The organism is Stenotrophomonas sp. STEN054 (assembly GCF_056854535.1).
In genome coordinates, this window is the sequence record NZ_JBXFWG010000006.1 from 19,188 (window position 1) to 41,865 (window position 22,678).

At 69.3% G+C, this 22,678-nt stretch carries 21 protein-coding genes; 7 read left to right on the top strand and 14 right to left on the bottom strand.

Annotated elements, in window-relative coordinates; all coding sequences use genetic code 11:
* From AC1VXD_RS03540 to moaA, 4 genes are read right to left on the bottom strand one after another with little or no spacing between them, the layout of a single operon-like run.
* Nucleotides 1-261: a MoaD/ThiS family protein gene (locus AC1VXD_RS03540; protein ID WP_108769042.1), complete on the bottom strand. Its 261-nt coding sequence runs from the start codon at nt 259-261 to the stop codon at nt 1-3.
* Entirely contained in the window at nt 261-1,514 is a 1,254-nt protein-coding gene (locus AC1VXD_RS03545) for a molybdopterin molybdotransferase MoeA (RefSeq protein WP_482990864.1), read from the bottom strand. Before AC1VXD_RS03545 ends, AC1VXD_RS03540 begins: the two co-directional genes overlap by 1 nt.
* Nucleotides 1,511-2,518, bottom strand: a complete 1,008-nt coding sequence (gene moaCB, locus AC1VXD_RS03550; protein WP_482990865.1) for a bifunctional molybdenum cofactor biosynthesis protein MoaC/MoaB — start codon at nt 2,516-2,518, stop codon at nt 1,511-1,513. Before moaCB ends, AC1VXD_RS03545 begins: the two co-directional genes overlap by 4 nt.
* Before the next feature lie 8 nt (nt 2,519-2,526).
* Nucleotides 2,527-3,507, bottom strand: coding sequence for a GTP 3',8-cyclase MoaA (moaA, locus tag AC1VXD_RS03555; RefSeq protein ID WP_482990866.1), 981 nt, complete (start codon nt 3,505-3,507; stop codon nt 2,527-2,529).
* A 657-nt stretch (nt 3,508-4,164) separates the two neighbouring features.
* Between moaA and AC1VXD_RS03560 the strand changes: the two genes are divergently transcribed.
* Complete coding sequence (locus tag AC1VXD_RS03560) at nt 4,165-4,989, top strand: S1 family peptidase (protein ID WP_482990867.1); 825 nt, start codon at nt 4,165-4,167, stop codon at nt 4,987-4,989.
* A gap of 195 nt (nt 4,990-5,184) precedes the next feature.
* Here AC1VXD_RS03560 and AC1VXD_RS03565 read toward each other — a convergent pair whose 3' ends face one another.
* The gene (locus AC1VXD_RS03565) at nt 5,185-5,574 is read right to left on the bottom strand and encodes a hypothetical protein (protein WP_482990868.1); all 390 of its coding nucleotides are present in this window, start codon (nt 5,572-5,574) and stop codon (nt 5,185-5,187) included.
* A gap of 221 nt (nt 5,575-5,795) precedes the next feature.
* On the opposite strand from AC1VXD_RS03565, the gene AC1VXD_RS03570 reads away from it, so the two are divergent.
* The gene (locus tag AC1VXD_RS03570) at nt 5,796-6,224 is read left to right on the top strand and encodes a hypothetical protein (protein ID WP_482990869.1); all 429 of its coding nucleotides are present in this window, start codon (nt 5,796-5,798) and stop codon (nt 6,222-6,224) included.
* Between the two features lie 216 nt (nt 6,225-6,440).
* Here AC1VXD_RS03570 and AC1VXD_RS03575 read toward each other — a convergent pair whose 3' ends face one another.
* Nucleotides 6,441-7,085, bottom strand: coding sequence for a hypothetical protein (locus AC1VXD_RS03575; protein WP_482990870.1), 645 nt, complete (start codon nt 7,083-7,085; stop codon nt 6,441-6,443).
* A 193-nt stretch (nt 7,086-7,278) separates the two neighbouring features.
* On the opposite strand from AC1VXD_RS03575, the gene AC1VXD_RS03580 reads away from it, so the two are divergent.
* The gene (locus AC1VXD_RS03580; protein WP_482990871.1) at nt 7,279-7,905 is read left to right on the top strand and encodes a hypothetical protein; all 627 of its coding nucleotides are present in this window, start codon (nt 7,279-7,281) and stop codon (nt 7,903-7,905) included.
* 47 nt (nt 7,906-7,952) lie between these two features.
* Here AC1VXD_RS03580 and AC1VXD_RS03585 read toward each other — a convergent pair whose 3' ends face one another.
* Nucleotides 7,953-8,870 carry a M14 family metallopeptidase gene (locus AC1VXD_RS03585; protein ID WP_482990872.1) on the bottom strand — a complete coding sequence of 306 codons (918 nt, stop codon included), beginning with the start codon at nt 8,868-8,870 and terminating at the stop codon, nt 7,953-7,955.
* Nucleotides 8,871-9,040: 170 nt separating this feature from the next.
* Between AC1VXD_RS03585 and AC1VXD_RS03590 the strand changes: the two genes are divergently transcribed.
* Genes AC1VXD_RS03590 through AC1VXD_RS03605 form a run of 4 tightly spaced genes read left to right on the top strand, consistent with a single transcriptional unit; the run spans nt 9,041 to nt 12,938 of the window.
* Entirely contained in the window at nt 9,041-9,694 is a 654-nt protein-coding gene (locus AC1VXD_RS03590; RefSeq protein WP_482990873.1) for a DUF3348 family protein, read from the top strand.
* A gap of 10 nt (nt 9,695-9,704) precedes the next feature.
* Nucleotides 9,705-11,936, top strand: a complete 2,232-nt coding sequence (locus AC1VXD_RS03595; protein ID WP_482990874.1) for a DUF802 domain-containing protein — start codon at nt 9,705-9,707, stop codon at nt 11,934-11,936.
* The gene (locus AC1VXD_RS03600) at nt 11,933-12,571 is read left to right on the top strand and encodes an OmpA family protein (RefSeq protein ID WP_108769056.1); all 639 of its coding nucleotides are present in this window, start codon (nt 11,933-11,935) and stop codon (nt 12,569-12,571) included. Before AC1VXD_RS03595 ends, AC1VXD_RS03600 begins: the two co-directional genes overlap by 4 nt.
* Nucleotides 12,561-12,938 (top strand): DUF2894 domain-containing protein, encoded by a 378-nt coding sequence (locus AC1VXD_RS03605; RefSeq protein WP_482990875.1) that lies wholly within the window; start codon nt 12,561-12,563, stop codon nt 12,936-12,938. Before AC1VXD_RS03600 ends, AC1VXD_RS03605 begins: the two co-directional genes overlap by 11 nt.
* A 74-nt stretch (nt 12,939-13,012) precedes the next feature.
* Here AC1VXD_RS03605 and AC1VXD_RS03610 read toward each other — a convergent pair whose 3' ends face one another.
* Genes AC1VXD_RS03610 through AC1VXD_RS03640 form a run of 7 tightly spaced genes read right to left on the bottom strand, consistent with a single transcriptional unit; the run spans nt 13,013 to nt 22,567 of the window.
* Nucleotides 13,013-13,771: a 2,3-dihydro-2,3-dihydroxybenzoate dehydrogenase gene (locus AC1VXD_RS03610; protein WP_482990876.1), complete on the bottom strand. Its 759-nt coding sequence runs from the start codon at nt 13,769-13,771 to the stop codon at nt 13,013-13,015.
* Complete coding sequence (locus tag AC1VXD_RS03615) at nt 13,762-17,649, bottom strand: amino acid adenylation domain-containing protein (RefSeq protein ID WP_482990877.1); 3,888 nt, start codon at nt 17,647-17,649, stop codon at nt 13,762-13,764. The genes AC1VXD_RS03610 and AC1VXD_RS03615 overlap by 10 nt, the downstream gene beginning before the upstream one ends.
* Entirely contained in the window at nt 17,646-17,903 is a 258-nt protein-coding gene (locus tag AC1VXD_RS03620) for a phosphopantetheine-binding protein (RefSeq protein WP_482990878.1), read from the bottom strand. The genes AC1VXD_RS03615 and AC1VXD_RS03620 overlap by 4 nt, the downstream gene beginning before the upstream one ends.
* A complete protein-coding gene (locus AC1VXD_RS03625) occupies nt 17,903-18,535 on the bottom strand; it encodes an isochorismatase family protein (RefSeq protein WP_482990879.1) in 633 nt (210 codons plus the stop codon). Before AC1VXD_RS03625 ends, AC1VXD_RS03620 begins: the two co-directional genes overlap by 1 nt.
* Complete coding sequence (locus AC1VXD_RS03630; protein WP_482990880.1) at nt 18,535-20,184, bottom strand: (2,3-dihydroxybenzoyl)adenylate synthase; 1,650 nt, start codon at nt 20,182-20,184, stop codon at nt 18,535-18,537. The genes AC1VXD_RS03625 and AC1VXD_RS03630 overlap by 1 nt, the downstream gene beginning before the upstream one ends.
* Nucleotides 20,181-21,374: an isochorismate synthase gene (locus tag AC1VXD_RS03635; RefSeq protein ID WP_482990881.1), complete on the bottom strand. Its 1,194-nt coding sequence runs from the start codon at nt 21,372-21,374 to the stop codon at nt 20,181-20,183. The genes AC1VXD_RS03630 and AC1VXD_RS03635 overlap by 4 nt, the downstream gene beginning before the upstream one ends.
* On the bottom strand, nt 21,371-22,567 hold the full coding sequence (locus AC1VXD_RS03640; protein WP_482990882.1) for an MFS transporter: 1,197 nt from the start codon (nt 22,565-22,567) through the stop codon (nt 21,371-21,373). The genes AC1VXD_RS03635 and AC1VXD_RS03640 overlap by 4 nt, the downstream gene beginning before the upstream one ends.
* Nucleotides 22,568-22,678 lie beyond the last annotated feature (111 nt).

The following is a 22,678-nucleotide window of genomic DNA, read 5'->3' on the forward strand; positions in this document are numbered from 1 at the left end:
TCAACCCCCACTGACCGGCGGCAGGATCGCCACCCGGCCATCGGCCGGCAGCGCATCGTGGTCGCGCAGCACCTGTTGCTGGTCGGCGAACGCCGAATAGTCCAGCAGGCCAGCACGGAAGCCCGGCCAGCGCACCGGCAGCAGCTCGCGCAGCGCCTGGCGCAGGTCGGCAATCGTGGCCCCGGCGACGTCCACCGTGATCTCGCGGCTCGCATCCAGGTCGGAAAACGCACCAAACAACTGCAGGTTCACCTGTTTCATCAAGATTCCTCACTTACCAGCTGCACCGGTTCGTGATGACCCCAGCCATGCACCCGCACATACGTACCGGCTGCGGCGAGGTTGCCCTCGGCCTCCAGCACCACCCAGGCGTTGGCCCGCAGCATGGACATCAAACGGAACGACTCCTGGCCGGACAGCACGAGGGCGCTCAGGCGTCCCTGCGCGTCCACTTCCACCCGCGCACGGGCGTGGAAGCGCAGGCCATCGGGCTTGCGCACGTCTGCCTGCAACGGCAGCTGCAGTGGCGCTTCCGGGGCCAGCCCCAGCAGCCGGCGCAGCACAGGCTCAACGAAGAAGCGCTGGCCCACCGCCGCCGACACCGGGTTGCCCGGCAGGCCGAAATACAGCGCGCCGCCCGGCAGCACCGCAAACAGCAGCGGCTTGCCCGGGCGGATCGCCACCTTGTGGAAGATGATGCGCGCGCCGCGGTCACGCAGCGCGTCGGGCACGAAATCGTAGCGCCCGGCCGACACCGCACCGGTGCTGATCAGCAGCTGCGCACCGGCGTCCAGCGCCTGGTCCAGCACGGCATTGAAGGCAGCAACGTCGTCGCCCACCGTGCCCTGCCAGACCACCTCGGCGCCGGCCGCGTGCAGTCGCCCCACCAGGTAGGGGCGGTTGCTGTCACGGATCTGGCCCGATTCCAGCGCCTGCGCCGCGTCGGTCACCAGTTCCTTGCCGGTGGCGATCACCGCGGCCTTCGGGCGCGCGATCACGGCCACATCCCCTACACCGATGGCGTGCAGCAGGGTGCGGGCGTTGATATCCAGCACGTCGCCGGCACGCAGCACGCTCTCGCCATCGTTTACGTCTTGGCCGCGCAGGCGCACGTGCTGGCCGGGCTTGACCTCGGCGCGCAGGGCGATGCGGATCGGGCGGCCCTCATGGCGCTGCAGGATCTCCACCTGCTCCACCGGCACCACCGTATCCAGGCCGGCCGGCATGCGTGCCCCGGTCATGATTTCCCAGGCGCCCTCGCCGCCCACGGCGCCGTCGTCGCCGGCGGCCTGCCAGCCGCGCACCGCGAACTCGGTGCCGGCGTCGAAAGCCTTGCCCTCGGAACGCAGCGCAAAACCATCCATCGCCGAGTTGTCGAACGGCGGCAGCGACTGTGGGCTGATGATGTCGCTGGCCAGGGTACGCCCTCCCGCATCGTGCAGGCGCAGGCGCTCGGCCGGGAGCGCCGAGGCCGCGTCCAGCAGGTGCTGCAATGCTTCGCTGTACGGGATCATGCCGCGCTCCCGTGGCCGCCGCCGTTCACCATTGCCAGCGCGTGGCCAAGTACCGGCGCCAGGATGTCCAGGCACTGCGCGGCAGCGCGCGGGCTGCCTGGCAGGGCAAACACCAGCATGCCGCCCAGCTGCACCACTTCGGCCCGGCTCAGCCAGGCCATCGGCGTGTGCTGTGCACTCAGCGCGCGCACCATCTGCGCCAGGCCATGCACCGGGCGTGTATCCAGCGAGCGCAGCGCCTCGGGGGTCAGGTCACGCGGCCCCAGGCCGGTTCCGCCGGTACACAGGCACAGGCGCACGCCACGCTCGGACAGCGCGCGCAGGCGGCCAGCCAGCGGTTCGATGCCATCGGCCAGCACCTCCGCCGACACCACCTCACCGCCCAGCGCCTGCAGGCCAGACACCAGCTTCGGGCCGGATGCATCGGCATAGGTGCCATCACTGGCGCGGTCGCTCAGGGTCAGTACCGCGCAACGGGCGCCTTCCAGGCCCCTAGGTGCACGCGGCTTGAAACGCGCCTGCTCGGCGTCGTCCATGCCATCGGGGTGCAACCACACGCCGCGCTTGCCGCCCTCCTTGAACAGCAGGCGGATGCCTTCGATGCGCAGCGCCGGCTCCACCGGCTTGCTCAGGTCGTACAGGGTCAGCAGGGCCGCATTGACACCGGCCAGCGCCTCCATTTCCACGCCGGTGCGTGCCTCGCTGGCGCACTCGCACCAGACGCGGATCGACAGCCGTTCCGGCACCGGTGCGCAGAACACCTGCACCAGCTCCAGCGGCAGCGGGTGGCACAGCGGCATCAGCATCGACGCCATCTTCGCCCCCTGCAGGCCGGCAATCTCGGCCATCACCAGCGCATCGCCCTTGGGCAGGCGGCGCTCGACGATCAGCGGGTAGGCCACCGGCCCCGCATGCAGTTCTCCCACAGCCACCGCGCGGCGACGGGTGATGCGCTTGTCGCGGACATCGGCCATGTGGAAGGCCGCGTTCAATTCCCCAGTCATGGTGGTGCTCATCCTCCAATCGAGGCCAGGTGCGGGGTGAGCCCGGTCTGGCCCTGGTGCAATCCGTGCCCGGCCACTTTCAGGCCGAGCTGGGTGGTGATGCGTGCGAGCAGCTCGTCATGGTCGTCGTCGCTCTGCAGCAACGGCCGCAGCGGCACGCCGAAATCGCCGAACAGGCACAGCCGCAGGTCGCCCTTGGCGGTCACCCGCAGGCGGTTGCAGCCCTTGCAGAAATCGCGCGAATACGGCGCGATGATGCCCACGGTGCCGCGGTGCTGCGGGTGGCCGAACTCGCGCGCCGGGCCGGCATCGGCTGCCCGCGGGCGCTCCTTCCAGCCGGCGGCCAGCAACTGTTCGATCACCACGTCAGCGCGAAGGTGGTGGCGCTGGAAATAGGCTTCGTTGTCGCCGGTGCGCATCAGCTCGATGAAGCGCACGCTGAACGGGCGGTCACGCAGGTAGTCCATCCACTGCGGCAGTTCGTCGTCATTGAGCCCGCGCAGCAGCACTGCGTTGAGCTTGATCGACGGCAGGCCCAGCGCCTGCGCCAGGGCCAGGCCCTGTTCGATCTCGGGAAGGCGGTCGTGCCCGGTGATGGTGTGGAAGCGCTCGCGCTGCAGGCTGTCCATGCTCACATTCAGCGCGGTCAAGCCAGCGCGGTGCCAGCCCGGCAGGCGCCGCGGCAGCAGGGTGCCGTTGGTGGTGATGGCCACCTTGCGGATGCCCGGCACCGCAGCCACGGTGCCGATGATCTGTTCCAGATCCTTGCGCAGGCTCGGCTCACCGCCGGTCAGGCGGATCTTGCTCATGCCCAGCGCCGCAAACGCGCGCACGAGGCGCGCAATCTCGTCCACCTGCAGGAAGCGCGGCCGGGCCTCGCCCTGGTAGCCATCAGGCAGGCAATAACTGCAACGGAAGTTGCACGCCTCGGTCAGCGACAGGCGCAGGTACGGAAAGCTGCGTCCGAATCCGTCGGTGAGTTGGCTCATGGCTGGTCCACCTTGTTGCTCCACCGTCTTGCCCTTACCCGGAATGGCCCGGACTTCCTCGCCTGCCGGAACAGTTGCCGGTCTACGCGGCGCGCCGTTCCATGGGGTGACTTGAAGTGTGGCAGCATGCAGCTTTCCGTGCAGCGGCTGTGTGACAGCCCTCATGAGGACGAACGATTTCCTGCAACTGCGGCACGCCGCAGGCTCGCCCAACCTCCGGTACGGTCCGGCCGGGACGAAGCCACCACCGGCTCCCGGCAGCGAGGACCCGCTGGCCATTGAAGGTGCCCGTGTGGCCCGCGATGCCGACCGCATCGTGGTCGCTGGGCATTCCTACCGATATGACACCAACGCCGGTAGAGTCGAGCTTGCTCGACTGCGGAAGAACAGTCGAGCAAGCTCGACGCTACGGCCATCTCCGTCCTGGAGCAGCACGTCGCCGCCCTCCCCAGGGCGCGGCAACCGCTTCGACCGGGATTCCGCCAACGAAGGCAACCCTGCACGTTTGACGGGCTACTGTGCCCATACTGAGGCGACAGCTTCATCGCGGATCCTCTGTGTTCGTCGGTGATACTGCCCCCTTCGTCGCACACGGGTGTTCCCTGAACCGAAACCGGGCTACGGTGCGGATTGACCCGCTCAGGACTACACCGACCCATGCAACGCTGGCTTCTGCTTGCCCTCGCCACCCTGCCCTTCACCGCTGGCGCCATTGTCATCCGCAGCGATGTGGATGAAAGCGCCTATCGCATCCCGGCCTGCGCCTTCCCGGCCCTGGCCGACATGCCCGGCGAAGGACACGGCGTGCTCATCGCGCCGCGCTGGGTGGTGACCGCCGCACACGCCGCGCCGATGGAGGGCATGGATGCCGAGGTGCAGATCAACGGCCAGGCCTACCGCGTCGAACGCGTGGTCGTGCATCCGGGTTACCGGCGCATGCCCGATGCACTGGGCCAGGCGGCTCTGGCCTCCGGCAACCCGGGCCCGATCCACGCCTTCCTGGCCGCTTCCGATGACGTCGCCCTGATCCAGCTGGCCGCGCCGGTCAGCGACGTTGCGCCGGTTCGCCTCTATCGCGGGCAGGACGAAGCCGGCAGGATCGCCACCCTGGTCGGCAAAGGTGCCACCGGCACCGGCCTGACCGGGCTGCTGCCAGGTGCGCCTCACCGGGGCCAGCTGCGCCGCGCGGAGAACGCGGTCACCGGCGGCAACGACCGCTATCTCTGGTATCGCTTCGATGGCCCGGACAATGGCCTGCCGCTGGAAGGCGTGATCGGCGCCGGTGACAGCGGTGGCCCGCTGATGATCCGCGACCGCGACGGCTGGCAGTTGATCGGCCTGGGCTCATGGATCACGGCCGTCCCGGAGCATGCGCTGGAAGCGGGGTACTATGGGCAGGTGGTGCACAATGTGCGCATCTCGCGCTATGCCGATTGGATCGACAGCGTGATCGACGGCGAGTTGTCGCGATCGCCACGCTGAGGGCGCATGCCGGCGGCATGCAATGCCGACGCCTGTCGCATTTTGCACAGGTGTCTGCGGCACCAACGGCAGCAAGGGTTTGGATGGCTTAGCAGCGCTGCCAAAATGCCGGAATCGACGGGGTTTGCCGTCGATCTGCAACTTGTCTGATTGGCACTTTGAGGTCACGCCCGGCCGGTATGCCCCCGGGAAGAGTCACGGGCCAATCTTCACTGCGCGGGCAGGCATGATCTGGGTGCGCTTCATGCAGCCCAGGCCGGACGCCGGGAAACCATACTCAATGATGGCGTCCCCCACCTGGGTGCCCAGCAGATGCCATTCCTGGTCACTGGTGCCATGCGGGACGCCCAGCACCAGGATCTGCAGGTAGCGCTCGCGCACGGTGGAAAATGGAATGCAGGGGCCTTCGAGCGCGAACGCGATGGAGGCTACCCGGCCGTCGGCTGATGTGGAAATCTGCACGTTGCGGGCAACCAGCATCGGATCGATCCCGTAGCGATTGCCCGGGCCTGCGGACGCCGACGCCAGGATCGCCGACGCGCCCGCCTTGCCGCCGGGGAGTGCCAGCGCCAGGCGCTCGGTCAATGCCCAGTATGCCTGCTGCGTTTCCCGCGTAGCGCGCGGCTCGACGGCGGCGCTGCAGAATCGCAGCGGCGATGTGCGCCAGGTTGCAGGATCGCGTGCTTCATCTGCTGCCCCCTTCCGTGGATACCCTGAAAGCCGCATGCTGTGTGCCAGGCTTCGTTGCCGATGCGTCGGCTGCCCCCCCCCACAGTATGCAACCGTATCCACCCAGGACCACGCGCATGGACGAACGTTCAGCGGAACACGTTGCTCCCCAGCCGGGGCACCGGCGTCGCTCGATCGGCAACGCGCTGGCGTTGCTCATCGGTGGCTGCACCGCGCTGATCGGACTGGCCATGACCGCCATCGCCGTCTTCGGGCAGATGGGCCTGGGCCGAATCGGCGCGGGCGTCACGGGTGCTGGCTTTCTTCTGCTTTCAGCGCCCCTGATCGCGCTGCCATTCTCACGGTCGCTGGCAAAGAGGCTGCTCCTGCTTGTGCTGGTCGCGCTGGCCGCGTTTGCCGGCTGGCTGTGCTTCTGGCCACAGGCAGGGGCAACGCCCTCGCCCACGGCGCAGGCGGCGGTCATTGTTTTTGCAGCACTGTTGGCCTTCCGTGTGTATCTGGCCCGGCGCAGACGGGCCGTCGACGCTGGTCGTGGCCAGCTGTAGAGCCGAGCCATGCTCGGCTGCGTTTTGCTCTTCTGTAGAGCCGAGCCATGCTCGGCTGCGGTATGCGCGGACCAGTCGAACTGCAGGAGCAAAGCAGCCGAGCATGGCTCGGCTCTACAAAATCGGAGCAGCCGAGCATGGCGCGGCTCTACAGGATCGGAGCAGCCGAGCATGGCTCGGCTCTACAAAAGCGGAGCCGTCGAGCATGGCCCGACGTTACTGGCGGGAGCTTTCCAGCTGCGTGGTCAGCAACCGTGTCAGGTTCCGTCGTGCGAAATACCCCTGCAGCTGCTCGGCCTTGATCGTCCGCGCCTTCAACCTGGGCGCGCCATCGTCGCCATATTCAATGCGATAGCAGCGCGAGGCGCCGCAGAGCTCGGCCTGGCTGGCGGTGACGATGACCACGGTGATTTCCAGGCTGGTGAAAGCGTTTCCGGTCTTGATGTCCGGGTTCTCGGTGCCGGCGCGGTCGATGAGGGTGCGGAACCTGCCCAGGTCTCGCTCGCCGCCGCTGCTGAGCGGGCCGACGTTGGTGGCACGGCGGATGTCGTCGTCTTCGCTGGGCGTGGCCTTGCTCCAGTGCTCGGTACGCTCGGGGATGACCGCGCGCACGACCCTTCCGTCGGGCTCGATGAGGTCGATCACCACGTCCAGCAGGTAGACCGGCTCCAGGCCGAGGTTGGTCACGAAACAGTGCGCATCCAGGTGCCGGCCGGCGCCGGAGGTGATGAGGATCGAGGGCCGCTGCTGGCGGCGGTAGCTGCGCAGGAAGAAGTTGAGGTAGACCACCCAGATCAGGGCGGTCACGCAGGTCATCACCGCGGTCAGCAGCGGTGCGAAATGGAGCAGGTTCTGCAGCATCCTCGGTGGAACTCGTGGGCGTGGGGTAGCCCATGGTCGCGGTTGCGGTGCTTGTGGGTTGTGAAGTGGTCGGCGGCCACGGGTCGTGCGGCCATCCACGCATGGCGTGGATCTACCGGGCGGGCAGGCATGGCCCTTGTTGCGGCGGAACACTGCACCTACCATCGGACCGCCCTTTCCAATCCCTGCCCCGATGACGACCTTCGCTGAACTCAACGCCGCCCAGCTGGCCAACCACGCCCTCAACATCTTCATCGCCGAGGGCCGCCACATCGAGGGTGCGCGCGTGATCTACCGTGCGCTGCAGCTCGACCCGCATCAGCCCGATGCACTGCGCAGCCTCAGCGATTTTCATGCGAACTCCGGCACCGAAGCTTTTTCGGCCGCCACCATGGAATACGCCCTGTCCGGCGCGATCGAACTCGGTCCGGAGGAACGCCAGAAGCTGGAAGCGCTGCATTTCCTCGATATCTGGACCTGGGGCTTCGCCCGTCACAACTCCGGCGAAGCACAGCTGGGTGCCGAGGCCTTCAAGAACCGTGGCGACTTCGAGGTCGACCACGCCGCCTACGCGGCCTTCCTCGGCACCATCGTGGAGCCGGCCGGCTCGCTGCAGGCTGCCTTCGAGGCCGCGCACCGCCTGTCCGGCCTGATGGCGGGCTTCCTGCAGCACGGCGGCAAAGACGATCCGGACCTGGACGATGTCCTGCGTGGCGAGGGTTTCGTTGAAACCGCCGAGTACCCGCAGTGGCTGCAGTCGTCCACCGACGATCTGGATGCACTGGACAAGGCCATCCAGGAGCAGCGCCAGAAGGGGTGATCCGGCGCCCCCTGCGGGTCAGCCGCCGGGCCTGGCCCGGCGCTGCCTCACTGCGCCAGCGCGTAATCCAGGCCCGCGCACACCGCCGCCACCTGGGCGTCGTTGCATTCCTGCGGGTTGGTACGCGGGCTGTCCGGGTAGACCTCGGTGGTGGTGGCATAGCGCGCGTCGGTGAAACCGGCGCATGCACCGATCGAACGCGACTCGCCCCAGACCACGCCCGGCGACTGCAGCGGCAGGCCCACCAGGTTGCCCTCGGCGTCGGCCGGGGCGATGTGGGTGATCGGCGCAACGGCCTCGATCAGCGCCTTCTGGAAACCGTGCTGCGGATCCTCGCTGTTGCCTATCACGTAGAAGCCATCAGGGATGGTGTCACGCTCGAACGGCTTGCCGTCGCGGGCGCAGCGCGCCGGGTCGAACTCGTGCAGGTCGCTGTCGGTGGTCTCGTGCAGGTCCAGGTGCACGCGGATGTCGGCCTTGCGCTCGGCCACCCAGCGCATCAGCGAGGCGGCCTCCTCGATCAGGCCGCCGTCACGGAAGCTGCGGTTCGGGTCGATCGCATCCGGGTTCCAGCGCTGGATGCGCTCGTAGCCCCACGGGCTGACGCACGGCGCCACGATCAGGTTCATGCGGCCCAGGTAGCGCTCGGCCTGCGCTTCGAGGAACTGCAGTGCGCCATGCACCCCGCTGGTCTCGTACCCATGCACGCCGCCAGTGATCAGGGCGGTCGGCAGCGCCGGGTTCCAGTCGTGGTTGACCACGGCAAACAGCGGGTAGTGGTCCGGGGCATAGTCGAGCTGGCCGTACTGGATCACGTCGAAACCGTCGTCCAGGCGCTCCAGGGCAGCCACCACATCATCGTGGTAGCTGCGCTGGCGCTGCTGGGCGGCCCGCCACTGTGCGCGTTCAGCATCGCCCCAGGGCTGGCCGGGGGTACCGATGGGATAGAACGGCGCGAGGGTCATGCAGGAGCTCCAGAAGGTCCAGTTGCGTTAGTGCAGCCGATCATTCTAAGCCGTCTGCCTGCCCCGGCCGAGACCCTCCCCTGCCGTGCTTGCCACGGGCCGCCCGCCCCCTTCATCCAGAGGCGGTCATCTGGTTGTAAAATCAACGGTTTTTGGCCCCTGGCTACTTGATGGCGAACGCCGCGCAGCCGGTCCTGGGTGGACCGGAGTTCCTCCGCCTGCTTGCCCGTCTCAGCGACGGTGCGATGCCGGCCAGCAGTCCCGCCCTGACCGATCGCCTCGGCCAGTGGGTGGACTGGAGCCGTGCCGTGGCCCTGTCCGGGGCGCTGGACGGCCGCCTGCCCGAACCGGGCGAGGCCGCCGAAGCGGCGGAGGACCTGCTGGCCGACTGCGCCCAGGCCGAGTCCAGCCTGCTGGCCTCGATCCGCGAGGATGCCGAGGCCGAGCGCCTGCTGGACCTGGCCGAGGCCGCCGCGCAGGCCAACTTCGCCTCGCTGCGCCAGCGTTACCGCGTGCTGCAGCAGGCCATCCAGACCGCCACCGGACGCCTGCGCGGGCGTCTGCGCGACCAGCTGGTGCAGGCCTCGCCGGAGCTGGCGCGGCTGGCCGAGGTCGACGCGGTGATGGAACAGACCCTGACCCCGCGCGAGCACAGCCTGCTGGCCACCGCACCGACGGTGCTGGCCGCCCGTTTCGAACGCGTGCACGGCCAGCCCGGCTGGCGCGCGTCCTTCCGCAATGACATGCGCAGCCTGCTGCTGGCCGAGCTTGAACTACGCTTCCACCCGATCCATGGGCTGCTTGCAGCCCTGCGCTCCCACTGACCGGAACACCATGTCCAGAACTGCATTCCACGTCGTTGTTTTCCTTGTCGGCCTGCTGGCCGTGTGCTGGATCGGCATCGGCTACGTGGCGGTGCACCCGCTGGGTGCGGCGGTGGCGGCGATCATCGCGGCCTGCTACATCGCCGGCGGCGTGGAGCTGTACCGCTATCGCCAGGCCAGCAACGGGCTGCGTACCGCACTGAACGACCTGGGCACGGCGAAGGACGCCCTGGCACCGTGGCTGGAACGCGTGCCGGCGGGCCTACGCAACGCCGTTCGCCTGCGCGTCGAAGGTGAGCGCATCGCCCTGCCCGGCCCGGTGCTGACCCCCTACCTGGTCGGCCTGCTGGTGCTGCTGGGCATGCTCGGCACCCTGCTGGGCATGATGGATACGCTGCGCGGCACCGGGCTTGCGCTGCAGAGCGCCACCGACATGGCCGCCATCCGCGGCTCGCTGGCCTCGCCGGTGCAGGGCCTGGCCGTGGCCTTCGGCACCTCGATTGCCGGTGTTGCCAGCTCGGCGATGCTCGGCCTGCTGTCCGCGCTGCTGCGCCGTGACCGCCTGCAGGTCGTGCAGCAGCTGGACCGCGCCATTGCCGGCGAGCTGCACCCGTATTCGCAGGCCTGGCAGCGCGCCGAGTCGCTACGCCTGCTGCAGGCCCAGTCGGCCGCCCTGCCCGCACTGGTGGACCGCCTGCAGGCGATGACCAGCGCCTTTGAACAACACAGCACGGCCGCCAACGAGCGCCTGCTGACCGGCCAGTCCGACTTCCTCACCCACAGCCAGGCACTGCAGGAACGACTGGCGGTTTCGCTGCAGCAGTCGCTGCGCGAAGGGGCCGAGGCCAGTGCCGCCGCCATTGCCGGTGCGCTGCAGCCGATGGCGGAAACCACGCTGGCAGGGCTGGCCAACCATGGCCAGGCGCTGCATGCGCGCGTCGAAAGCGCCGTGCAGCAGCAACTGGCCGGCCTCAGCGAAGGCTTCGAGCGCAGCCGCGTGGCCACCGAAGCGAGCTGGGCCAGGATCATGGCTGAGCAGACCCAGGCCCAGCAGGCGCTGGTGGCCGATCTGCGCCAGCACCTGCAGGCCTTCAGTGACGGCCAGTGCGCACAGGCTGAGACGGTGCTCGCACGCATCGGCGATCGCCTGCAGGCCGACGCCGCCGGCAACACCGAAGCGTGGCGTGCCGCCGCCGAACAGCAGCAGGCGGTGAATGCCGCGCTGGTGGAGCGCCAGCAGCAGGCCCTGCAGGCGGTCGGCGCACAGCTGGATGCGCAGGCACAGGCGCTGCTGCAGGCATTGGACGAGCGCCATGCCGCGGGCCAGTCGCTGCTGCAGGATCACGAGGCACAGCGTTCGCACGACTGGCAGGCCGCACAGGCCGCAGCCGCCAGCGCGCATGCCGAACTGCAGGCGACCTTGGAGGCGCGCGAACAGCAGCGCCAGGCGGGCTGGGATGCTCTGGCCGCCGAAATGCAGCAGGCGCACGTCGCCCTGCAGACCCAGTTGCAGGCCGGCGACGAACAGCGCCTGCAGCAGTGGAGCGCGGCACTCGACGCCATCGCGCAGGGCCTGGCCGAGCGCCAGCAGCAGGTCTGCGAGACCCTGGCCAGCACCGCGCAGCAGATCGGCGAGAACGGCCGCGCGCAGGCCAGCGCCACCCTGGCCGAAGTCTCCACCCTGCTGCAGACCGCCGCCGACGCCCCAAAGGCTGCGGCCGAGGTCATCAACGAACTGCGCAGCACCCTGTCCGAGAGCTTGGTGCGCGACAACAAGATGCTGGAAGAACGCGGCCACCTGCTGGCCACCGTGCAGACGCTGCTGGAGGCGATCAACCACGCCTCGCACGAACAGCGCACTGCCGTGGATGCGCTGGTGGGCGGCTCGGCCGAGCTGCTGGAACGCGTCGGCAGCCGCTTCACCGACCACATCGCCGCCGAGACCGGCAAGCTCGACGGCATCGCCGAGCATCTCAGCGGCAGCGCAGCGGACGTCGGCCAGCTGGCCGGGACCTTCGGCGCCGCGGTCGAGCAGTTCGGTGCGGCCTCCACCGAACTGTCCGGGCGCCTGGAACAGATCGGCGGCGCGCTGGACGCGTCGCTGGCCCGCAGCGATGAGCAGCTGGCCTACTACGTGGCGCAGGCGCGCGAGGTGGTCGACCTCAGCCTGCTGTCGCAGAAGCAGGTGATGGAAGAGCTGCAGCAGCTGGCCAAGCGCCGCGGCAAGGCCGGCAGCGCATGAGCGACGAACTGGAGGTCGACGGCGGCTCGCACGCCCCGATCTGGGCGGCATTCGGCGACCTGATGTCGGTGCTGCTGGGCGCCTTCGTGCTGATCCTGGTCGGCGTGGTGGCGGTGCAGCTGGAACTGTCGCAGCGCCTGGACCAGGAAGTGAAGCAGCGCCAGGCCGAGGCCAAGCGCCTGCAGACGCTGGAGCAGGCACTGGCTGGCCCGCTGGCCGCCGGCCGAGTGACCTTGGTTGATGGCCGCATCGGCATCAGCGGCAGCGTGCTGTTCGCGCTCAACTCGGACCAGCTGCAGCCGGAAGGCCAGGAACTGCTGCGCAGCCTGGCCGCGCCGCTGGCGGCGTACCTGGGCTCGCGCGAAGAGATCCTGATGGTCAGCGGCTTCACCGATGACGCGCCGATCCGCGATGGCAACCGCCGCTTCGCCGACAACTGGGAGCTGTCCGCGCAGCGTTCGCTGACGGTGACCCGCACGCTGATTGCCGATGGCGTTCCGGCCGATGCGGTGTTTGCCGCCGCGTTCGGCAGCGAGCAGCCGGTCAGTTCCAATGCCGATGAAGCCGGCCGCGCGCGCAACCGCCGCGTGGAGATCGCGCCGATTCCCAAGCCGAAGGCCGCTGATGGCAAGTAAGCCGCCGCCCCGGGAAGGCCTGCGCGCACTGGTGCGCGACCTGGATGCCGGTTCGCGTAGCCTGGCGCATTACCCGCAGGTGCCGATGCTGGACCAGGTGCGCCGCGAGTGGAGCGCGCTGCGCAGTGAAGTGCAGGTGCGCCGCTCGCTGCGCGCCGAGGCCCCGGCCGATGGCGGCCCGTTGAATTCCGCGGTGCTGGTGCAGCGCATGCTGGACACGATGCAGGCCACCAGTCCCGGCTACCTGCGGCACTTCATCGATTACATCGACACGCTGTCCTGGCTGCAGGCGCTGCAGGATGGTGCGGCGACCGCCGCGAACACCGCAAAGCCCAAGCGCACGCGCAAGCCCCGTCCCGTTGGCTGATTGCCCCTGTAGAGCCGAGCCCACGCTCGGCTCCATCCAAGTGCAGCCGAGCATGGGCCCGGCTCTACGGTGCGTCAGCCGCGGAGGGTGGCGCCGCCGTCGACGTAGAGGTCGCTCATCGCCACGTGGCCGGCCTGGTCGGAGAGCAGGAACATCACCGAGTGGGCGATGTCCTCCGGGGTGGCCAGCTTGCGCAGCGGGATGCCGGCCTTGTAGGTGTCCAGGTTGCCTGCAATCACCCGCTCGGCGCCCTGCGCGTCGTCCCACATGCCGGTCTGCATCGGGGTCAGGGTGGAACCCGGGGCGACGATGTTGCAGCGGATGCCCAGCGGCGCCAGCTCCAGCCCCAGGCAACGGGTGAACATGGTGGCTGCAGCTTTCGATGCCGCGTAGGCGGCCATGCCATGCCGCGGCACGCCGGCCGCATTCGAGCTGACGGTAACCATCGCGCCCTGCCCGCGCGGTGACATCACCCGCGCCAGGGCACGCCCGACATGGAACACACCGTCGGTGTTCACCGCGAACACCCGGCGCCAGTCGTCATCGTCGGTCTCGGTCACGCCACCCACATGCAGTATACCGGCCACGCTGGCGGCCAGCATGATCGGCCCGATGCTGGACTCGACCTGATCCACCAAGCCGTCCACGGCGGCACTGTCGGTCACGTCGAGCGCAAAGTTGTGCACACGCACATCTGCCGTAACAGGCGCCTGGCGATCGGTCGCCACTACGATGCAACCGGCATCGGCCAGCAGCCGCACCAGCGCAGCACCCATGCCACCGGCGGCGCCGGTCACCAGCGCCACGCGCCCTTCAAAACCGGTCAACTGCATGCTGCGATCTCCTGCTCTTCATCCCACTGCCGCAGCCGTGTCGACAACCACGGCGCCAGCTGTGCGACCGCGTCGCGGCCGGTCAGTTCAGCGTGCAGGAACGGCAGTTCCAGCGCCTGCACCTTGCGCGCATGCGCCATCCACAGCGCCGACTGCAGCTGCGGTCGCGCCTGGTGGTCACGGTCCGCACGCACATGCACCAGCGTTCCGTCATACGGGCGATGGTGATGCTCGCGGATCAAGCGATTGGTCCCAGTGACCGCACGTACCACCCCATCCAGCACCACATCCGGAAGGCGGCCCAGCGCACTGCCGCCACGGCGCAGGAAGGCGAGGATGCGCTCGCGGCTGTCCAGCTCCGGGTGGGCATCGGGATCGTGGCCGGCAATGGCCAGCAGCGCGCGCAGCGCCGTGATGGCGTCCGGTTCCGGCTCGGCCCGCCAGCATTCGCTGGGATAGGCATCCAAAAGCACCAGCTCACCCACACCGCGGCCGATCTCATGCAGGCGCACCGCCATGGCCTGCGCCAGGATGCCGCCCACCGACCAGCCCAGCAGGTGCACCGGCCCCTGTGGCTGCAGTGCGGCGATGCGGCGCACGTAGTCGTTGGCCATCACCTCGATGCTGGGCGGCATCGCCTGCTGCGGGTCCAGCGCCGGCGACTGCAGGCCGTAGACCGTGCGCGCCGGCTGCAGCGCGCGTGCCAGCGTCCGGTAGTTCCAGGCAATGCCACCGGCCGGATGCACCACGAACAGCGGCTGCGCGGCATTTTCCACCGTGGCCAGTGCAATCACCGGCCCCAGCGCGTGGTCGGCCAGCGCCGGTGGCTCGGCGATGCGTGCGGCCAGCGCGGCGACAGTCGGCTGCGCAAACAGTGCACCCAGACCGAGATCGCAGCGCCAGCGTTGTTCGATGGCCAGCAACAGGTGCACGGCCGACAGCGAATCGCCCCCCAGGCTGAAGAAGTCCGCATCCGCGGCGACGGGCAGCTCACGGCCCAGCGCACCTGCGAACAGCTCTGCCAGTTCCTGTTCCAGCGGCGTGCTCGGCGCACGTCCGGCGACCTCCTGCTGCGGCGGCTTCGGTAACGCCGTGCGGTCGAGCTTGCCGTTGGCCGTGACCGGCCAGTGGTCCACGCCGACGAAGGCCGACGGCAGCATGTAATCCGGTAAGCGCATCGCGAGATGGCTGCGCAGCACCGCGGCATCCGCGCACGACGAGGGCACATAGGCCACCAGCCGCGCATCGCCCGGCGTGTCGTGGCGCAGCAGCACCTCCACCCGGTCCATGCCCGGCAGTTCGCGCAACGCGGCCTCGATCTCGCCCAGCTCGATACGCAGGCCACGCAGCTTGACCTGATGGTCGCTGCGGCCCAGGTAATCCACCGCGCCATCGGCGCGCCAGCGTGCGACGTCGCCGGTGCGGTAGATGCGCTCCCCGGGCAGGAAAGGATCGGCCAGGAAGCGCTCGGCGGTCAGGTCATCGCGGCCCAGGTAGCCACGTGCCAGCTGCACGCCGCCCAGATAGAGATCACCCGGCACGCCGACCGGCAGCGGCTGCATGCGCGCGTCCAGCACATACAGGCGGGTATTCCACACGGGGAAGCCGATCGGCACCGGCCGCGAGCGGTCCTCGGCCGACGCCGGCCACCAGCTCACATCGACCGCGGCCTCGGTCGGGCCGTACAGGTTGTGCAGTTCCGCCTGCACCCGGCCGTGGAAGCGATCACGCAGCGTGGCGTCCAGCGCCTCGCCGCTGGTGAACACCCGCCGCAGCTGCAGGCCCTCCGATGCCGGCGCGGCAAGGAAGGCGTCAAGCATGGACGGCACAAAATGCGCGGTGGTGATCTCATGGCTGCGGATCAGCCGCGCCAGCTCGGTCGGGTCGCGATGCGCCTCCGGTGCGGCCAGCACCAGGGCGGCGCCACACAGCAGCGGCAGGAAGAATTCCCAGACCGACACGTCGAACGTGGCCGGGGTCTTCTGCAGCACGCGGTCATCGGCGGTGAACCCGTAGTGCTCGCGCATCCACAGCAGGCGATTGACGATGGCCCGGTGCTCGATGACCACGCCCTTGGGCTCACCGGTCGAGCCGGAGGTGTAGATGACATAGGCCGCATCGTCCGGCGATGGCTGGCGCCACGGCGCGGCGAAACTCAGTGCGGTCCACTGCGTGGACGCCAGCACCGGCACCCCGCCCAGCCGAGCCTGTACGTCGGCCTCGGCCAGCACGCAGACCGGTCGTGCCGAGGCGAGGATGCGCGCCAGGCGTTCATCGGAATGGGCAAGATCCAGCGGCAGGTAAGCAGCGCCGGCGCGCAGCACGGCCATCAGCGCGATCACCAGCTCCGGCGAGCGCGGCAACGCCACCGCGACCACGCTGCCCGGGCCGACGCCCAGCGCGCGCAACTGGGCGGCCAACGCAAAACTGCGCGCTTCCAATGTCCCGTGGTCCAGTGCGGCGTCACCGAACACCAGCGCCGTCGCCTGCGGGTCACGATCCATGCCCTGCTGCAGCAGCTCCACGAGGGTGGTTTCGGGCAGCGCATGGGCGGTGGCGTTGAAGCCGTGCACCGTCCGCTGCGCCTCCTCGGGCGTGGCCAGCGGCACGTCGGCCATATCGGACGACTGCAGTGCGGCCGCCACGAAATGCAGCAGCCGCGTGCCATGCGCCTGCACGTCGTCGCGGCTGTACAACGCGGGATTGGCCTCGATCTCCAGGTCCAGCAGGGTCTGGCCGTCGCCACGGAAGCCCAGGGTCAGGTCATCCACCGGGCCGGTGCACAGCACCTCCAGCGTGGCCTCGACGCCGGGCAACGCCAGCGGCCTGTAGAACGGCTGCACGTTCACCAGTGGGCCGTGCAGGCGCTGCTGCGCACCGACCAGGCCAAGGTCACGACGCAGCTGTTCGCCACGGTAGCGCCCGTGCTTGCGCCCCTGGCTCAATTGCCGGCCGATGCCACGCACAACGTCTTCGACGCTGCCCTCGCCCGCCGCGACCCGCAGCGGCAGCACGTTCATCACCATGGCCGGCACCCGCGCCGAGGCATTGCCGAGGCGGCCCATCCAGGGCACGCCCAGTACCACTTCCTCGGCCGCGCTCATCCGCCGCAGGTACTCGGCCGACAGCGCGGCCAGCACGTCCGGCCACGGCTGCATCCAACGCGCCGCAGTCTGCAGCAGCAGGTCGCGGAAGGATGCATCGAGCGGCTGCACGAAACGCAGCGCATCGTCGCTGGCCGCTACTGTCCCGGCCAGCCCCGCACCGGCTGGCGCACCCTGCAGTTGTTCGCGCCACCACTGGCCCGCGAGGCCGCGACGGGGATCTGCACGATAGGCGGCGTCATCGGCCAGCACGCCGGCCAGCGGCGGCAATGGCTCGCCCTCACGTCCCGCATACAGCGCACACACCCGGTCACTGAACAACGCCATGCCATAGCCATCGGCAGCCAGGTGGTGCACGCGCAGGTACCAGACCCAGCGCTGCCCACCCAGATCAAACAGCATCTGCTGGCTGATGCGGTCACGGCTGGGATCCACCGCTGCCAAACGGTCGGCCTGCATCGCGGCACGCGCCACGGCTGCAGGATCGGCCTCAGCCGACACATCGCGAAGCGACAGCTGCGGCACATGGGCAGCGTCGTGCCACTGCAGCGGCTGGCCGTTCTCGCCCTCGGCAAAACGCAGCGCGAAGGCCTGCGCCTCGGCCGCCGCCTGGTTGGCTGCGGCCACGAATGCGACGACGTCCAGCGCACCCTCGATCCACACGGCATGGGCCGTATTGAACGAGGGGTTGTCCGGTGCCAGGCGCTGGGCATACCACAGGCCTGACTGCGCCTCGGTCAGTGCCACCGGCGTCGCCAGCCCCGCGGCGCTCATGTCTGCTGCGCCGCCTGCAGTTTCTGCACCACCGCCCACCAGTGGCGCAGCGTGCTGTGCTCGGCCAGCTGCGAGAACTCCAGCGGCAGCCCGGTGTTGCCCCAGGCCAGGACCAGGCCGAGCATGCGCATCGAATCCAGGTCGAGGTCGATCAGGTTGTCGTCCTCGCCGATATCGGCCGGCTCGCAATCGAGCACGCGCGCCACGTCGGCCCGCATGCGCTCAAGGTCCAGCACGTCCTGGATCGTAGCCATCAGAGCACCTCCAGCAGCTGTAAGGTGGTCATCGGTACGCCACTGGTGCGGGCGATCCAATGCAGGGCCTGGTCATGGTCGGCGCGCGAGAAGTCGGCGACCGCATCGGCGGCGATGAATGCCTCGATGTCACGCTGGAAGGCCTCGACCACGGTGGCCGTGCAGCCGATATGCGCATACACCCCGGTGACCAGCAGCTGGTCACGGCCGCGCACGCGCATCAGGGTTTCCAGGTTGCTGCGCTGGAAGGCGCTGTAACGATGCTTGACCAGCACGTGCTCACCCGCCTGCGGGGCAAGTGCATCGATGATCGGTTCGTGCTCCTCGCCGCGGCGCATGCCCGGGCCCCACAGGTCGGCCTGCAGGCCGCGGTCACGCCGGTCCTGGTCGCCATGCTGGGCGGTATAGAACACCGGGATGCCGTATGCCCGGCAATGCGCCAGCAGACGCGCGATGTTGGCCACCGCCGGCTGCAGCGGCTCGGTACCGGCGTCGAACGCCGCCAGGAAATAGCGCTGCATGTCATGCACCAGCAAGGCGATGCGATCACGCTGCGGCCGCCACAGGCCGCGCGGGACCGGCAGTTCGGCGGCGGTCGGCAAGGGGTATGGGGTAATGCGGGGCAGCGCCATCAGCGCGTTCCTCCTGTCTGTTGCAGATGACGCGCACGCAGCTGCGCGCGCAGTTCACGACGGCTGATCTTGCCGACCGCCGTGGTATCGAAACTGTCCACGAACACCACCTGGTCGGGCACCTTGAACGCGGCCAGGCCGCGGCCACGCATCCACGCCTTCAGCGCGGGCCCCTTGATCAGCTCACCCTGCTGGATGACGAAGGCGCAGCTGCGCTCTCCCAGGTAGTCATCGGGAATGGAGACCACTGCCGCATCGAACACGGCGGGATGGGCCAGCAGATGGTCTTCGATCTCTTCGGCGGAGATCTTCTCGCCGGCACGGTTGATGTGGTCGCCCGCGCGGCCCTGCACCACCAGGTAGCCACCCGGCAGCTGCTGCACACGGTCGCCGGTGCGATAGAAGCCGTCGTCGGTGAAGGCGCGCGCGTTGGCCACCGCATCGTTGTGGTACGCGCCGATGGTGTAAGGGCCACGGGTCAGCAGATGCCCCACCTCGCCTTCGGCCACGGGCTGGTCGTGGTCATCGACCACGCGCACCTCGTCATCCGGGCTGATCGGTCGCCCCTGGCAGGCCACGACCAGCTCTTCGGGGTCATCCAGCCGCGTGTAGTTGACCAGGCCTTCGGCCATGCCGAACACCTGCTGCAGCGTGCAGCGCAGGCCGTCGATCACCCGCCGCGCGGCTTCCGGCACCAGCTTGGCACCGCCCACCTGCAGCACCTGCAGGCTGGACAGATCGTGCTTGCTGGTCGCCGCGGCCTGCGCCCACAGCAGGGCCAACGGCGGCACGAGGCCGCAGCAGGTCACCCGTTCGCGGGCGATCAGCGGGAACGCGGCATCCGGGCCGGGGCGGGGGCTGAGCACCACGCGCGCGCCGGCATACAGCGCGCCGAAGAAGCCCGGCGAACTCATCGGGAAGTTGTGCGCCGCCGGCAGCGCGACCAGGTAGACGCTGTCGCGGTCGATGCCACAGATCGAGTTGCTGGCCCGGAACGAATAGATGTAGTCGTCGTGGGTGCGCGGGATCAGCTTGGACAGCCCGGTGCTGCCACCGGAAATCTGCAGGAAGGCCACCGACTGCGAGTCCGGATCGGGCGGCAATGCGCGGCGGTCACCCTGCAGCGTATCCAACGCAATGAACCCGTCCGCCTCGCCATCGATGACCACGTGCGCGATGCCCGGCACGTCCGCCTGCAACGCACGCGCCAGTCCGCGGTGGTCGAAGTTCTCATGCACGTCGGTGGTGATGTAGGCACTGGCTTCGGCCTTGCGCGCGAAGTGCACCAGCTCGGTGAGGCGATGCGCCGGCAGCACGTACACCGGCACCAGGCCGGCACGGAACAAGCCGCACACGGTAGTGATGAAGCCGGCGGTGTTGCCCAGCTGCACCAGCACGCGGTCACCCGGCTGCAGGCCCAGGCCCAGCAGGCCCGCGCCGATGCGGCCTGCTTCGTGCCACAGCTGCGCATAGCTCAGGCGCACGTCACCGGCCACCACCGCGATCTCGTCGGCGTACCGCTGTGCCCGCTCACGCAGGAAGGCCGGGAAGGTCTCGCCGCGCCAATGGCCGGCGGCACGATAGCGCGTGACCCGATCCTCGGGCCAGACCTGCTGCAGCGGCAGCCGCGGGGAAACAGCGTTGTTCATGGCACGGGCTCGATCAGGGCCGCCGGGTCATGCACACCCAGGGCGTTCAACAAGGCAGTGAATTTGGCGCCGGTCTCGGCCGCTTCGGCCTCCGGCTGCGAGTCGGCGACGATGCCGGCACCGGCGAACAGCCGCAGCTGCGTGCCCTGCAGGCGTGCGCAGCGGATCGCCACGAACCAGTCGCCGTCACCCTGCGCGTCCAGCCAGCCGACCGCACCGGCGTAGAAGCTGCGCGGCACCGGCTCCAGCTCGCGGATGCGCTGCAGTGCGGCCTGGCGTGGCGTCCCGCAGACCGCTGGCGTCGGGTGCAGTTCGGCCAGCAGCGTGGCGGCAGGCGTGGAGGGATCCTTCAGCGCGGCATGGATGCGCGTGCCGAGGTGCCACATGCTCGCCGTGGCGTGCAGCACAGGCTGTGCCTGCGCTTCGACGCGGCTGCACCACGGCACCAGGCCATCGACGATGGCCTCGACCACGTGGCGGTGTTCGTCATGGTCCTTGCGCGAGGCCAGCAGCGCCTGCGCGACGCGCTGGTCTTCAGCAGGATCACTGCTGCGTCGGGCGGAGCCGGCCAACGGATGTGACAGCACCTGCGCGCCGCGCTTGCGCAGCAGCAGTTCCGGCGTTGCGCCGACCAGCCAAGCTGGCGGCCGGCCCGGCTCGACCGGCAGCGGCACGGCGTAGGTCGCCACCGAGGGATCGGCACCTAGGCGTGCCAGCAGCCTGTCCGGTGCCACGGGAAGATCGGTGTGCGCCAACAGGCTGCGCGCCAGCACCACCTTGTGCAGGGTGGCATCGGGCGCACGCATCGCCTGCACGGCAGTGGCCACGGCCGCCGCATAGTCCTGCGCCGTAGGCTGCGGCTGCAACGCCCCGCGCAGGGCCGGCGCGGCGACATGCTGCGGCCGCAGGCCGGGCAGAAGACGCTCCGGTTGGTACAGCGCATCGTCGGCACGCGGCTCGAACGGCACCGCCCCCACCAGCAGGCCCGGGCCGCCGCGCTGCTGCGCGAAGAAGGCATCCACCCGCTCGGCCAGGCTGGCCAGCGCACCGGTCGGCAGGCTGGCGCGGCAACCGCGTGCATGCAGCTGCTGGTCAGCGTGCTGCAGCAGGAACAGCGCGGCCTCGTCGGCGTGGTGGGCAGGTGGCGGCGCAGCCTCGGGCCACGCCCCCTGCATCAGCGAATCGTTCATGCGGTCTCCTTTGCGCGATGGGCCATGGCCAGGCCGCACAGCAGCAACAGCAGCACGCCCACCAGCAGATGCGGCAGACTGGCGCCCGCGCGATACAACAGCGTGCCCAGCATCGGGCCGGCGACCATGCCCAGTCCCTGCGCGGCGGCAACGGCACCGGCAGCCGCGCCCTGTTCGTGTGGCTGCACCGCATCGGCGGCCAACGCCTGGAACGAGGGGAAGACAAAGCCCATGCCGAACGCCGCAAACGCATACGCCGCCGGCAACTGCCAGGGCTGCTGCACGGCCGCGACCGAAGCGAAGCCGAGCCCGGCGATCAGCGCACCAATCATGATCCAGCGGCGCGGATGCACCTCCAGCGTCATCACCAGCACCTGCGCCAGGATCAGGCCGACGCCGACGGCAGTCAGGGCGATGCCCGCCATGCGCGCGCCGGCGGCGGGATCCAGCGCGAAGCGATCAATGGCGAAGAAACCCACGGTGACCTGCGCGATGGTCACCGAGACCATGCCGAGGAAGGCCGCCAGCTGCGGCAGGCGCAGGCGGGCATCCAAACGCGACATCGGTGCGGGGGCACGTGCCTGTGCAGCGGCCACCGGCGGCGTGGCCGGCAGACGCCAGGCGATCAATGCCAGCGAGAGCAGCGGCAGCATTGCCGCCACGTACAGCGCCAGAGAGAGATTGCGATACGCCAGCCACCCCGCAGCGGCCGGGCCCAGCACCATGCCCAGCGCATTGGCACTGCCCAGACGCGCCATGAACTGCGCACGCTGCCCGGTGGGGGCCTGGTCAGCGATGAGCGCGGCGGCCGTGGGCGGCACGGCCGCATAGAACAGGCCGATCAAGCCGCGTGCACCCACCAGCACCAGCACCGACACCAGCACGGGCGGCACCACCTGCAGGGCAACATCGATGAACACCGCCAGGCCGATGTAGATGACGGTGTAGGCGGCCATGGCCAGCAGGAGCACGCGTTTGCGGCCGATGCGGTCACTCAGCCGGCCCCAGGGGCGCGCGGCCAGCATCCACAGCACGCCGGCGGCAGTGACCGAGAGGCCGGCGTGCCACTCGGACAGGCCGAGCAGGCGCACCACCGGCCCGATCACCGCCACGAACGACATCATCGCCATCGTGCCGATCAGCGCGGCAAGGACCAGGGCCGGCAGACCGGCGACGACGGGACGTGCATACATGGAGAACCAACCGTTTCAAAGAAGGCGCCGACCCCGGCAGGGGTGATGGCACCATCAAATGATAACGGCTCGTATTTGCATTTGATACCCATTCGCTTGAATGACCGGGTA